Source organism: Mucilaginibacter mallensis (genome assembly GCF_900105165.1).
GTDB classification, from domain to species: Bacteria; Bacteroidota; Bacteroidia; order Sphingobacteriales; family Sphingobacteriaceae; genus Mucilaginibacter; species Mucilaginibacter mallensis.
On the sequence record NZ_LT629740.1, the window covers coordinates 3,775,101 to 3,789,146 of the forward strand.

Annotated in this window: 9 protein-coding genes; 1 reads left to right on the forward strand and 8 read right to left on the reverse strand. The window is 41.6% G+C overall.

Annotated features, from left to right (window positions below):
• Window positions 1-5 precede the first annotated feature (5 nt).
• Together BLU33_RS15235 and BLU33_RS15240 are read right to left on the reverse strand one after the other, a co-directional pair.
• On the reverse strand, window positions 6-926 hold the full coding sequence (locus BLU33_RS15235) for a carbohydrate kinase family protein (protein WP_091374688.1): 921 nt from the start codon (window positions 924-926) through the stop codon (window positions 6-8).
• Between the two features lie 9 nt (window positions 927-935).
• Window positions 936-2,273: a sugar porter family MFS transporter gene (locus tag BLU33_RS15240; RefSeq protein ID WP_091374691.1), complete on the reverse strand. Its 1,338-nt coding sequence runs from the start codon at window positions 2,271-2,273 to the stop codon at window positions 936-938.
• Window positions 2,274-2,617: 344 nt separating this feature from the next.
• Here BLU33_RS15240 and BLU33_RS15245 point away from each other — a divergent pair, with 344 nt between their 5' ends.
• Window positions 2,618-5,365: a substrate-binding domain-containing protein gene (locus BLU33_RS15245; RefSeq protein ID WP_232009303.1), complete on the forward strand. Its 2,748-nt coding sequence runs from the start codon at window positions 2,618-2,620 to the stop codon at window positions 5,363-5,365.
• A 25-nt stretch (window positions 5,366-5,390) separates the two neighbouring features.
• Here BLU33_RS15245 and BLU33_RS15250 read toward each other — a convergent pair whose 3' ends face one another.
• From BLU33_RS15250 to BLU33_RS15275, 6 genes are all read right to left on the reverse strand, one after another.
• Entirely contained in the window at window positions 5,391-5,657 is a 267-nt protein-coding gene (locus BLU33_RS15250; protein WP_232009304.1) for a DUF6686 family protein, read from the reverse strand.
• 127 nt (window positions 5,658-5,784) lie between these two features.
• Window positions 5,785-5,985, reverse strand: coding sequence for a hypothetical protein (locus tag BLU33_RS15255; RefSeq protein WP_091374695.1), 201 nt, complete (start codon window positions 5,983-5,985; stop codon window positions 5,785-5,787).
• Complete coding sequence (locus BLU33_RS15260; protein WP_091374699.1) at window positions 5,969-7,159, reverse strand: PepSY-associated TM helix domain-containing protein; 1,191 nt, start codon at window positions 7,157-7,159, stop codon at window positions 5,969-5,971. The genes BLU33_RS15255 and BLU33_RS15260 overlap by 17 nt, the downstream gene beginning before the upstream one ends.
• A gap of 13 nt (window positions 7,160-7,172) precedes the next feature.
• Window positions 7,173-9,686: a TonB-dependent receptor gene (locus BLU33_RS15265; protein WP_091374703.1), complete on the reverse strand. Its 2,514-nt coding sequence runs from the start codon at window positions 9,684-9,686 to the stop codon at window positions 7,173-7,175.
• 480 nt (window positions 9,687-10,166) lie between these two features.
• Window positions 10,167-11,693, reverse strand: a complete 1,527-nt coding sequence (locus BLU33_RS15270) for a sulfatase family protein (protein ID WP_091374706.1) — start codon at window positions 11,691-11,693, stop codon at window positions 10,167-10,169.
• A 498-nt stretch (window positions 11,694-12,191) separates the two neighbouring features.
• Window positions 12,192-14,033 carry a SusD/RagB family nutrient-binding outer membrane lipoprotein gene (locus tag BLU33_RS15275; protein ID WP_091374709.1) on the reverse strand — a complete coding sequence of 614 codons (1,842 nt, stop codon included), beginning with the start codon at window positions 14,031-14,033 and terminating at the stop codon, window positions 12,192-12,194.
• Between the last annotated feature and the right edge of the window lie 13 nt (window positions 14,034-14,046).

A 14,046-nucleotide genomic window follows, 5' to 3' on the forward strand; every position in this document is an offset into this window, starting at 1 on the left:
CTGGTTTATAATTTGGTTTTGAAAATTTTTTCTCTGAAAACATTGTATTCGCTTAACTGGTAATCAGGGCAACCGCCCTTTCTTGTTGCTATAAATCCGCCCATCGCTATAGCATTTTTTAATATTACCTGTGGCTCTTCATTTAAATAATGTCCAGCTAAAAAAGCTGCTAAAAATGAGTCGCCGCTGCCTATAGTATCAACTACCTTAACCTCGCTGCCCCATACATGGTAGCCCTTATCATTTTTGTAATAGGATGCCCCAAATTCTCCTTTGGTAATGATCACTTCCGATATATTGAAATGATGCTGTATAAATATCACCTGCGCAGCTTCATTATATGATGTACTTCCGAAAAGCATCTGAACCATTTCCAGTTCGGCCTGGTTAAACTTTACAATATTGGCCTTTTCAAGAAGATCACCCAGCAAATCTTTACCGATATAGGGCGGGCGCATGTTAATATCCAAAACTTTTATCACATCGCTTTCTAAAATTTCAAAAAGTGTTTTCCTTGAAGTTTCATTCCGCGAAGCCAAACTGCCATATATAAAGTAGGTTGATGGCTGAAGCTGCTTTGTGATGCTATCTGAATAATTAATGAAATCCCATGCTACCGGATAGATGATCTCGTAGGAAACCTCATTGCCATTATTCATTTTGGCAATAACCTGGCTGGTTGGGTATTCCTCATCTGTTTGCAGCAGGTGGCTTTTTATACCCCAATCATCCAGCAGTTGTGCAAGTTTTTTACCGTCTTCGTCGTTCCCTATTTTACTTACAAGGCTGGTTGCCATACCCATTTTATTTAAATGATAAGCTACGTTAAGCGGTGCACCACCAGGCTGCGGCCCATCAGGCAAAACATCCCATAAAATTTCGCCGAAACAAATTGCAGGGGTTATATAATTTTCTGTTGTTTTCATATTTTCAGGTTAGTGAAGTACTGCAATTTTAGCGTCGATCTGTTCAAGCGAAGTACCCTTGGTTTCCGGCATAAAAAACCAAACAAAAATGAGTTGCAGCATCATCATAAAGCCAAAGAAGAAGAAAGTCGGCGCGCCACCGAGTGATTCTGCAACTGATGGAAAACCAAAGGCAATAATAGCCGCCATTATCCAGTGTGTTGAGCTGCCCAGCGTTTGCCCCTTGGCCCTAACCTGGTTAGGGAATATCTCCGAAATAAATACCCATATAACCGCGCCTTGTGAAAAAGCGAAAAAGGCAATAAATACCATCATATAAACAGGGATGGCAAAACCGCTTAAATGCCCCGAGTAAAAAGTAAAAGCTACCGCAAAGAGCGAAGCGATCAACCCTACAGAACCTACCAGCATCAGTACCCGGCGGCCTACTTTATCTATAATATTTATCCCCAGCAGGGTAAAAATAAAATTGATCATCCCGATGCCAACAGTTGATAATAGCGAGGAATGCGGACCTAAACCTGCCATTTCAAAAATGCGGGGCGCATAGTAAATAATGGCGTTAATGCCCGATACCTGGTTAAAAAAGGCAAACAGCACAACCAGTATAATCGGGGTTTTATATTTACCCGAGAACAGGCTCTCCTTAGCGTGCTTATTGCCCTGATCGTCCGTGCCTGATTTTTGAATGGAAACCAGTTCCTGTTCACAATTTAAAGGGTTGATGATGCGCAATATTTCCAAAGCGCGTTTGGTATCACCCTTTTTAAGAATAAGCCAGCGCGGACTTTCAGGTATTAAATAAATCAAACATAAAAATATGAAAGCCGGTACGGCCTGCACACCCAGCATCCAGCGCCATGAGTTATCACCACCCTGACTGATCAGGTAATTTGACAGGTATGAAACCAATATCCCCAAAACAACATTGAACTGGAACAGGCCAACCAGTTTCCCACGGTTATCAGCCGGTGAAACTTCAGATATATAAATAGGGGCTGTTACCGAAGATGCGCCAACACCCAAGCCGCCTAAAAAGCGGAAAACAAGAAATATTGACCAGCTATCGGCCAGCGCTGTACCAAGCGAAGATAGTAAGTAGGCGATCGCTACAAAATACAAGGTATTTTTACGTCCAAAACGATCAGATGGCCGGGAGCCTAACAATGAACCAATTACGGTTCCTATTAAAGCAATAGATATAGTTAAGCCATGTTCGAATGCTGAAAGGTGCCAGAATTGCTGAATGGATTTTTCGGCGCCTGATATAACTGCCGTATCAAACCCGAACAGAAAGCCACCAAGGGCCACAACCATGGACCATGCCATGACAGAATGTTTTCTCATAATTAATAAAAGGTGTTATTGGATTTACTTTCCAAAAATGAAGAATCAAACAGGCTGCTGTTATCGGTTTTGTATCAAAAGCGTATAAAAAACGCACAAACATTCATTCAATTGATAATCAATAGATTAAAATTAAAAAACTTTACAAATCAGGTAAAAATGTTTGATTTTGTTACGTGTTTGTTTGTTTTTGTTTCATTAGCAGCTCCAGGGCCAGGGCGGCGTTTTTATTTTTGAATGTTTTTATTGGTAAGTTTGTTATGCACTCCCCGGAGATTGCAAACCAAGTATTAAATCTTTTACTCAACACATTTTTAACGTTATAAAGGCTGATGACTTTAAACATGAGGCGCTGCATTAAATTGCTGGCAATGGTATGTATAACCGTTGTGGTAATGGGTTGCCATAAGGCAGATGTAAAGTCGGAATACACTATAGGTTTCTCTCAGTGTGTTGGGTCGGACCTGTGGCGCCAAACCATGCTGGATGAGATGAAGATGGAGCTCTCCCTGCACCCTGACGCTAAATTTATTTATGCAGATGCCAACGGCAACAGCAACAAACAGGTAGAGCAGGTAAAGCAAATGCTGAATAAAGGGATTGATCTGCTAATCATCTCCCCTAATGAGGCCCAGCCGCTTACTGATATTGTTGAACAAATCTATGATAAAGGTATCCCGGTAATTGTGATCGATAGGAAAACCTCATCAACCTTATACACCGCTTATGTAGGTGCTGATAATTACCAGATTGGTAAAATGGCCGGGGAATACCTGGGTAACTTACTTAAGGGCAAAGGAAACGTGCTTGAAGTAATGGGCCTGCCGGGCTCCTCGCCTGCTATTGAACGGGAAAATGGCTTTGATGACGGGATTAAAAAATATCCAGGCATACATATTACTGCACAGGTGTATGGCGACTGGCTAAAAGCAAATGCTGAAACCCAGTTAATGAAGCTAGGCAACAATCTTAGCGATGTAAATGCTGTATTTGCGCATAACGATGTGATGGCCCGTGGATCGCGCGATGTACTTACCCGGCTTAATATAAAACACCCTATAAAAGTTATTGGGGTTGATGCATTGCCCGGCAATGGCGGTGGTATCCAAATGGTTTCATCAAAACTTATTGATGCGAGCCTGGTATATCCAACCGGTGGTAAGGAAGCCATCATGACGGCCTTTCGTATACTGAACAAGGAACCTTTCACTAAGGAAAACATACTGCAATCTGTAGTTATTGATTCAACCAACGTGCAGTTAATGAAGCTGCAATGGAACAGGATTAACAGTCAGCAAAAGGATATTGAAAGGCAACAGGCATTGCTTGCAGAGCAAAGGGAGTTATATAACAGTCAGCAGGTGATCTTCAACATCATTGTGATATCACTGGTATTGGCGATTGTTTTCGGGGGACTGGCTTTTTATTCACTAATGGAAAACAGGAAGATCAACAAAAGTCTTGAAACAAAAAATACTGAGATATTATCACAAAGGAACCAACTGATTGAAATGTCGGCCCGGGCTGAAGCTGCAACAGAGGCTAAACTTAATTTCTTCACCAATATATCGCATGAGTTCCGCACACCGTTAACGCTCATCCTCTCCCCTGTTGAGGATATGATGCGCAACGAAAAACTAAACCTGGTTGCCGGAAAGAGTTTAAAGCTGATGCACAAAAACGTATTCAGATTGCTACGCCTGGTCAACCAACTGATAGACTACCGTAAAATCGGATACGACAAACAACAGATCCATGCATCGCCCAATAATATTGCAGACTTTGTAAAGGATATCCTGGATAACTTTCAGCATAATGCGCAAAAACGTAATATCCATCTCACCTTTAGCACAAGCGAGCCCAATATTACCGCATGGTTTGATGTAAATATGCTGGATAAAGTATTTTTCAACCTGTTATCCAACTCCTTAAAATTCACTAAGAATAATGGCTGTATAAAGGTTATCGTCACTAAAAATAACGACAGCACGGTTGATATAACCATTACCGATAATGGCATAGGTATGGAGCCGAATGAGGTTGAGCATATATTTGAACAATTTTACCAGGCTGATAATGGCGCTGCCAAAGGATCGGGGTTGGGATTGGCCTTATCAAAGGAAATTGTTTTACTGCACCAGGGCACTATTGAGGTAAGCAGTAAAAAATGGCAGGGAACAACCTTTACCATAAAGTTACCATTGGATAATACGACTAAAAAAACCTCTCAACATCCTATTGAGCGCCTTGAAACAGATTATAACACCCAGCTTTATACGGCCGATCTGGATGAACAGGTGATTACCGACCCAACGGCTGCTTTTAGTACGCCACAAGAGCTTTCCATATTAATTATAGAAGATAATACCGACCTGCTTTATTATCTAAGCGATAAACTGGGAGAAACCTATGAAATATTTACTGCCGATGATGGATCGAAAGGGTTGAATGAAGCTTTTGAGCGTGTGCCGGATCTGGTGATATCTGATGTGGTATTGCCTGGTATTTCGGGCAAAAAGATCGCGGAAAGCCTAAAAACTGATATCAGAACATCGCATATCCCTATTATATTATTAACTGCGCAAAGCAATGTGGAGCAGCAGATTGATGGTATCCGCAGTATGGCTGATGTTTATATTACCAAACCGTTTAACCTTGATTACCTATTAGCCACTATAAACAACCTGATTAAAAACAGGCTGATACTTAAAGAACACTTTATAAGTGATATTGACCTGGCAAAAATGCCCGTTTCAAAGCGACTGGATAAAAAATTCCTGAACGACTTTGCAGGCATTGTAGAGCAGAACCTGGGCAACGAACACTTTAACGTTGATGATATTTGCAAACTGATAGGAATATCACGGGTAAAGCTTTACCGCAAAGTTAAAGCCTTGCTTGGATGCAGCATAGCAGATTATATTTTGAACCGCAGACTAAAAAAAGCCAAATATTTACTTATTAACGAAAGCCATTCCATATCAGAGATCACCTATATGGTGGGCTTTTCAAGTCCTAACTACTTCTCAACCGTATTTAAGGCCAAATACGAGTGTACACCCAGCGAATTTAAGCGCAAGCAGGATGCTTAATAAGTCAGCTTTATAACCTGTTTATTCAATGATGTATCAGCTGGTAAACCTGCTGCATATATTCTGCTTCCTCCATTGCCATTTGGAAATCCTCCCATTCGGTTATACTAAACGTAAAGCAGATATCACTATGAGGTGTGCGCAACACAAGCCTTTCTTCTCCATCAGGGAAAGGAAACATGCTTTGTTCCACATCCAGCTGTGATGTAAAATCCTTGAACATTTTAAACTGCTCTGGTGTAAAATTCAACAGCAGGTTTCGCAACCAAATGTTCAGGATCTTACACTCCATGCATTGGCTGATAACAGTCGGACCTTTACGACATAAAACGATGGTTTGACACATAAACTGATAAATTAGTGCCTGCATTACCTGCATAGATAGATCATCCTCAGCAGGTAAGCAGGACTTGATATTTTCAATTCTTAATTACATTTTCTTTTATACTACTATTGGGTTTCCAGAGCTTCCGGCAAATAACAAACAGCGGAACAAGCAGCGCCGCCCAGGCTAACCAATACCAAAAACCTGTACCTAACAAAGCGGCCAGCAAACCAAATAGTATCAAGGCAGAAAGCAGCACAGGTATGCGCCAGATTTTTTTAAAATTTTGTTTCATGATCTAATTGTTTGGGATGGGGCTCAGTTAATTCAGCTTCGGCAAGGCGTTCAAAATAATTCCTATAAAATTTACGGCGAACAACCCATAGGTAAACCCCACTGATGAGCATCACTATAGCAACCAGATCAAATAGCACCCAGATTACTTTTAACGGTATACCGCCATAATTCCCAAAATGCAATGGCCGCGAAAGCTCAAGCGTCCGCAAATAAACAGGCATTTTCACCACAGCAGCCAATTTGCCTGATTTGGCATCAACCAAAACCGGACTAAATAGTTGAGAAGTCAATGGTGTATTTCCTTTTGTCCAGACCAAGTAATGATAAGGGCTGCCAAAGGTATTGCCCGGATAAACCATGCTCATAATTTGCATACCCGGCAATGTGTTTTGGGTTGTATTATAGGCAGCCTGTACCGAGCTCAATCCGTCTTGTTTTACCAATGGCTTGCCCTGGTATTTACTTAGCATGGCTTTTACATCCGTCATCTGCCATATTCCAAACAGCGGTGTCGAAAGCTCATTCATCACACCCGTCGTCCCTACTACCAAAAGCCACACGGCAGTAGCAATGCCCAGCAGGTTATGCAAATCGAGCCATTTGAGTCGGCGGGATTTATCACTCCTTATAGTTCCGAAGTCCAGTTTCTTCATAAAGGGGCCGTATAATACGACCCCTGAAATGATGGAAATGACAAACAATACGCCCATCAACCCTAAAAACAATTCGCCCGGCAAATCAAGGAATAATCCGCGGTGCAGGTCCAGCATGATATCGATAAAGCTTGCCGGCTTTTGAGAGAACGGCGGCTCATCATTCAGCAGTTTACCGGTGCGGCTATCAAACTGCAGGGAATGGCGCAGCGGATCAACCGGATTCCAGGTGGGCGACATGTTAACTAATACCTGCGGCTCATCATCATCCACAAAAATGAACGCAACCAGTTGTTTGGGATAACGCCCATGGGCAACCTTTACCATGCCATCCAGATCAGCCATTGGCGTATCCTTCGGCAGGGTTGCATAATGGGTTGGGTTAAGCCAGCCGTCTATTTCGTCTCCAAAGATCAGCGGCAAGCCGGTGATACATAACATGAGCAGAAACAGGGTGCAGATCAGGCTCGTCCACCGATGCCACCAAAACCATTTTTTAATACTTTTAAGCTGGGCCATATATTAATATTCGTTAAAATCTGAAGGCGACACTTCCGTTAATGCTGCGCGGCTGTTGCGGATTAACAGTATACCAACCGATCCAGTATTCCTTATTCGTCAGATTATCAACAGATACAGCAAAACGGTACCTGCCTGTCTCGTAAAACACCGTACTGTTTAATACGGTATAGGCAGGAACATAAAACTGCCCCTCACTTTTACTGCTTTCCACTAAGCTTTTTCCAGCGTAATTGCCGCCAAAACCTGCACCTAAGCCCTTAATTCCATCTTGCGTAAAGCGGTAACTCAACCATAGGTTAGCCATGTTCTGTGGGCCAGATGTGTTTGGCCTTAACCCGTTTACATCGGCATCTGCATTGGTATATTTGCTATCGTTATAAGCATAGCCTGCAACCACATTAAAACCGGTAAAGGGATTGGCTGTTACTTCAGCTTCCATTCCTTTGCTAAGCTGCGTGCCGTTCTGTATCGAGAACTGAGGATGGTCAAGATCAGTACGCAATACATTATCTACCTTTATATCATAATAGCTAAAAGTTCCGCGCAGTTTACCGTCAAAGGCATTCAGCTTAACGCCGCCTTCCAGTTGGTTTGCTTCCTCTGGTTTAAAGCTATGGCCCTGGAAATCCGTTCCTGTTTCATTGGTAAAGCCATTCTGATAATTACCGAACAAGGATACCTTGTCTTTAATCAATTGATACACCAGGCCAAACTTGGGCGATAAAGCGGTTTGTTTATAGCCACCTGAAGTAGTACCATTTACCGGATTATAATTTCCGGCGAAATCATAATGATCAACGCGTAAAGCGGCATTGGCAATCAGTTGATCGGTAATATTTATTACATCTGACACGTAGGCGCTGGTAATATATTCTTTGGTATAAATGGTATAAGGATAAGGATCGGCCGGGCTGTTGGCATAGGCCGAATCAACTTTAGCTTTGTTAAAGTTCAGGTAGTTTGGAATATTACCTGTCGTATTTATCACATCAAATAAATCGGCTGCGGTTTGGCCGCCTGCTGTGCCCATAAATTCATTATAGCGAACATTAGCGTTATAGTTATAATAATCAATGCCGGCCACTACACGGTTTTTCACGGAGCCGATATTGAATTTTCCGATAAAGTTCTGCTGTAGATCAAAGGTTTGATCGCCACCCTCAATAGTCCATACATTCCGCTGTATCTCGTTATTACCCGGCATCAAGTAAAAATAAGGCATCGGGCCATTGGAGTTAGTGTTGACAACCGAAATGCTGGTTTGCGAGGTCCAGTTATCTGACATTTTATAATTCATCTGCCCGGAGAAGTTCAGGTTTGATGAATTCATTACCAGGTCATTACTAATATAAGAACGGTTATAATCCAGGTTTAACTTGTCAGCGCTGTTAACGCCAAGCGCTGCAACTGTTGTATTAAAAAAGAACATTTGAGGTGTAGTTCCTGCCGATGCATAGAGTTCCGCATCGAAAGAAAATGACAAGCGGTCACTAGCTTTATAGATTAGGCTGGGCGCTAAAAATATATTACGGTGGAAGCCTGCATCCTGCCAGGAATTTTGGGTATTTAAAGCAGTATTGATACGGAACAGCAGTTTTTTTGCTGAATCCAATGGCGTATTTACATCTGCGGTCAGGCGGTTAAAACCATAGCTGCCGCCACTATAAATTATCTCACCACCTGCCTGGTCATAAGGCTTTTTAGTCACTCTGTTAATGAGGCCGCCATAAGATGTTACGGCACTGCCAAATAAGGTAGCTGAGGGGCCTTTCAACACTTCTATGCTTTCTATATTGGCATTATCAATAGTGGTGCTCACGTTGGATGCTATACCATTCCTCAAATAAGTATTGAGCTGAAAACCGCGCAGGACAAAGGAACTGCCGTTGCCAAAACCCGACCGGTCCGTAGCAGCCCATAATTGATATGCGCCGGGCACATTTTTTAGTGCGGCATCAATATTATGAACCGATTGGTCGGTCATCAGGCTGCTGCTGACAGTTGAATATACCTGCGGATTTTCCAGGTCATTCAACGGCATTTTGGCTACATCATCGCTTTTAGTTGTAGCAAAGCGGTTGGCTTTTTGGCCCCTGACTACAACTTCAGTCAACTGCTGACTGTTTGCGGTTAATATCAGATTAACGTTTACAGTTTCATCTGTGGCAACAGTAACCTGCAATATTTGTGGTTTTAGGCCCACATAGCTGGCAAATAAAATATAAGTTCCTGTTTTGATGTGGTTAAGTGTGAATTTACCTTCACGGTTTACGGTAGTGCCCCTCTTTAGTTCCTTAATTGTGACTGTTACCCCTTCGGCAACCTTGCCGTCGGATGTTTTAACGGTTCCTTTAATATCACCGGTAACAGCCGACTGGGCATAGGCCAAAGAGGATTGAACAGCCATTACCAATAATAAAAGAAAAATTTTGCAGCCGGGCAGCTTAGGGATTAAAAATAGATCGGGTACAATTTTCCGGTATAAGGCTTTGTACGTATTACTGCATAGTAATAAAGAATTCATAGTTTTGCTTTGAATGATTAATTTGTTGAAGAATGAATTAGCGTTTGCCCGGTGTGAAGTTTGGCGATGGATCACCGGGCTTTTTTATTGTATATATTTTTAGGGTGGATTTGATATATCGAGAGGTATGGGTGATTCTTGTTTCATGGATTTAGCGACTAAATAAGTTGATGACGACAAAGTAAGATCTTATTTAGAATAAATCCAAATAAAAATAAGACTAATATTTTAAGTTACAGGAATAGTATTGAGTGTAAATAAGCGCAGTGATTTCGCCCAGTTTCTAGCTTGAGGAACAAATGGGGCTTTAAGAAACCTTGGTAAAACCACAAAACTCAAATCCGGAGCGAAAGTTCATATCTGAGTATAAAGGAAAACGCGTAATTAGCTATAATTACGCGTTTTATATACAACTGAGTTTACCTGGATTAATGGCTTATCTTCCAACTGCTGGCCATAGGATAGCAATAAATAAATAGTCTATTGCTTTTTATTTTTGATTGACTCCAACAAATCGGCAAGTTCTTTAACCTTTGCAGGGTATTGAACAGCTAGGTTATATTTTTCTCCAATATCCTCATTCAGGTTATATAACTGGGGTTCGGGGGAGTTGCCTGTTTCTATGTCTACTAACTTATCATATGGGGCGCCGTTATTGGGTGTAATGTATTTCCACCCATCCTTTACAATAGCAAGTGCTCCACCCTGCTCAATATATACCGAACGGCCCTGATTGGATTTACCCAATAAAGCATCCATCACGTTTTCACTATCGCTTGCATTCCCGGCAGGTATTGGTTGTTTAAGAAATCCGGAGAAAGAGGCCAGTAAATCCATTTGTGAAACTAATGCATCCGAAACCCCGGGCTTTATTTCCCCGGGCCATCTGACAATAAATGGGATTCGTGTCCCCCCTTCCAGGGCACTATATTTACCACCCCGCATTGGGCCGGCGGGCGTATGTCCATTTAATTTTGCTACGGCTTCGTCCTGATAACCATCATCCAGAACAGGGCCATTATCGCTGGTAAATATCACTATGGTATTCTTCTCAATGCCCAGGTACCTGAGTTGCTTCATAATTTCACCCACCGTCCAATCCAGTTGTAAAATAACATCGCCCCGCAGGCCTAAACCACTTTTACCTTTAAATCGTGTTGCCGGCATACGGGGTACATGCGGCTCCGTCATAGCAAAATATAAAAAGAATGGCCTGTTTTTATTTTCTTCGATAAAACCTTCTGCCTTTGCCAAAAAAGTTGATGACACTTCCTCATCAACCCAGCGGGCTAATTTACCGCCGCTCATATAACCAATTCTGCCTATGCCATTTACAATAGTTCCATCATGGCCCTGCCCTGGCGATGATTTTAATTTTAGTAACTCGGGATGCTCTTTCCCTGTAGGGTCATTCCCTATCTTTTTGGTATAGTCTACAGCAATAGAGTCATTAGCTTCCAGCGCTACCACTTTATGATTCTCTAAAAAAACGGTAGGCACCCTGTCTGCCGTTGCCGGAAAGATGAAGGAATAATCAAAACCTACGTCATTAGGGCCAGGTTTAACTTCCCCGTTCCAGTCTTTTGCCACAGCATTTCCTAAACCCAAATGCCATTTACCTACAATCCCGGTTTTATATCCGGCTTTTTTAAACATATTGGGTAAGGTAACTCTATCGGTAGGGATAATCAAAGCTGCATCCCCCGGTAAAATACCTGTTCCTTTTTTGCGCCAGGGATATTCACCAGTCATCAGGGCATACCGCGACGGCGTACAGGTTGCCGAGGTACAATGCCCGTTTGTAAAACGGACACCCGCTGCAGCAAGCTTATCCACATTGGGTGTATGAATTTTAGTAGCCCCGTAACAACTTAAATCGCCGTAGCCTAAATCATCAGCATAAATATAAATCACATTTGGCTGATTAACTTTTGTTTCTTTAGCAGTTTGACCAACTGCAGTGAATATGGTAAAAAAAAGAAGTAATGTTAAGATGCTTTTATTCATGGTAAAATATTTATGCCTGTAATCTAAGTAATTTATATAATGGAAATATCAGTTTGCCAGCGTCTGTATTCATTTTAGCCTGCCATTACAATGGGAAAAAGCTATCGGAAAAATACAGATGGGAAAATATTTTTTTCATGTTTTTTGGTAGGACCACGTGTTGCCTATAGTAATTTCACAAGGTGGTTATGGTAAAATACAAGCGCTGATTGTGATTATTTTAGCTTTAATTATTTCGCTTTGTTATAAAATTGATTAATGCAATATAAGGAGATGTAATGCAAACAATGCGTTGCAAATGCTACACAAACGTTTGATAATTAACATTTAAGTATAGTATTATTATAAATGTCAATAAAATAAATATTCCTGAATAGAATGCTATTAGTATGATCATAATAACGCAGAACAGTTATTAATAGCTATAATCCACGATAAAAGAAGCCCGGCATTTTCCGGGCCAAGCTTCTTATTAATCTATCTAATTTATCTAAAAAACTATTGCTGGTCCCACCATATTCTCCCCTTGGTATCAAGGCCACTGGCACCATAACTGGCGTCCTTACTTTGCATGGTAGTAATTGCATTGAAAAAGTTAGCACTATTAATCGTTGATCCCGCTACAGTACCACCACTTAAATTAAAGCCCATTCTGCGTGGTATAACCAGGTTTTCTGTGCCATTCCACAGATTTTCCAGATAAGCAGTACCACTGCCATCACCAATATTACCAGGTGTGGTTGGTTGCCCTGCCCTGTAGTTAACAAATTGAGGATAGCCGGTACGTTTCCACATGGCATAAGCATCTTCTGGCTGTACCAGGAAATGCACCCACTCCTGCGAATAAATGCGCTGTAATGTACCATCGTAAGGGTACCTGCTCAAATAATCGCCAATGGTTATTGAACTTGCATTAGGCACACCAACCATAGCGCCTGCTGCCGCATATTGAGCAAATGATGCCTGTACACCTGCATTATACCATTGTGTTGCAGTTTGACCTAATGCACTACCACCGCTTGTTTGGGCTATTTCAGCCATCATAAAGCAGGTTTCGCCATAGGTTAGCCAAAGCGAACGCATTTTTATAGTGCTTGGATCAGGAAATGTCTCATCGGTATGCTCCATTGCAATTACCTGACTAACAGATGCATTATTAGTAAAACCACCATTTTTTACATAATAACGCCCCTGTATCACTGAAATATAATCTAACTGTGTTGTAGCTGTCCCTACGTTAAAAGGAACATATCTTCCACTACCGGTTAAACCATATGAAGCATCCTGCGATGCCGGGAATGCATGCTTGCCATAATAACGCACCTTATTAGCTGGCTGCGCCAGAAATGCTTGCGCGGTGGCATCACCACCTGCCAAAACGGTATTATAAGCAACCGAGTTAGTTCCCATATCATTTTGCCTTACCATTAAAGCTAAACGCGGGTCATTGGTTGATTTCAGGAACTCTACAAACGCGTAGCCTGCATCGTAGTTATCTAAAATAGCATCCATATCATCCGTGTCATCATTATAGGTTTGTGAATGATTAACGCCAAAAGATTGAGCATTGCTAGATATAACATTACCCTTAAAATTGCTTTGTATATCAGCCAAAACCGAGGTAAGGTTAGCCGGATCCCTTTTTTCATAACGCAGGGCAATTTTTATACGCAGCGTATTGACAAAGGCAAGCCAGCTTGGTATATCTCCCCCATAAAAGAAATCCTGATTGCCTAACGCAACCTGGCCTGCAGGCGGGCTTTGCAGTACGGTAGCGGCCTGTTTTAGTTGGCTGTCAAAAGCTTTGTATAAGGTATAATCATAATCATACTCAGGCAATGGGAACCCGGTTGGGTTGAAAGCCTGGTTATAAGGCATAGCGCCAAATATATCAACAGTACGCCATGCATGATAAGTATTTAAAATTACACAAATTGCCCTCAGTTGAGCATAAGTTGATGCCTGTGCGGCAGGCATAGCATCAATATTACTTATAATAAGGTTCATGCTTTTTCCGATGCCTGTGTAGTAATCACTGTAGTAGTTAACCCCGGCATCGGGGCCTGTTGCTAATGTAGGGTCGCAATATTTTGCACTCAGGTTAGCGTTTGTACCATCAGGAACAATATATTGCATAAAATTCATGAAGCTGTAACGCGCTATTACTTGTGACCGAGAAGCATCATCAAGATCAACAGTAGCACCAGAGAAAAGAAATTGCGGCAGTACATTATCCAATTTATTGGGATTGGTATTTACCCCAATAAAATCCTTTTTACAGGATTGGGCTAATACTGAGAGTGTTAAAAGCCCGATTATATATTTATTTAATTTTTTCATCTCTTTTTAATTA

Bases quoted from the DNA above. Each gene is read 5' to 3' on its own strand.
- BLU33_RS15275 (WP_091374709.1), bottom strand. From the start codon at position 14,033: ATGAAAAAATTAAATAAATATATAATCGGGCTTTTAACACTCTCAGTA.
- BLU33_RS15240 (WP_091374691.1), bottom strand. From the start codon at position 2,273: ATGAGAAAACATTCTGTCATGGCATGGTCCATGGTTGTGGCCCTTGGT.
- BLU33_RS15260 (WP_091374699.1), bottom strand. From the start codon at position 7,159: ATGGCCCAGCTTAAAAGTATTAAAAAATGGTTTTGGTGGCATCGGTGG.
- BLU33_RS15250 (WP_232009304.1), bottom strand. From the start codon at position 5,657: ATGGAGTGTAAGATCCTGAACATTTGGTTGCGAAACCTGCTGTTGAAT.
- BLU33_RS15255 (WP_091374695.1), bottom strand. From the start codon at position 5,985: ATGAAACAAAATTTTAAAAAAATCTGGCGCATACCTGTGCTGCTTTCT.
- BLU33_RS15270 (WP_091374706.1), bottom strand. From the start codon at position 11,693: ATGAATAAAAGCATCTTAACATTACTTCTTTTTTTTACCATATTCACT.
- BLU33_RS15265 (WP_091374703.1), bottom strand. From the start codon at position 9,686: ATGAATTCTTTATTACTATGCAGTAATACGTACAAAGCCTTATACCGG.
- BLU33_RS15245 (WP_232009303.1), top strand. From the start codon at position 2,618: ATGAGGCGCTGCATTAAATTGCTGGCAATGGTATGTATAACCGTTGTG.
- BLU33_RS15235 (WP_091374688.1), bottom strand. From the start codon at position 926: ATGAAAACAACAGAAAATTATATAACCCCTGCAATTTGTTTCGGCGAA.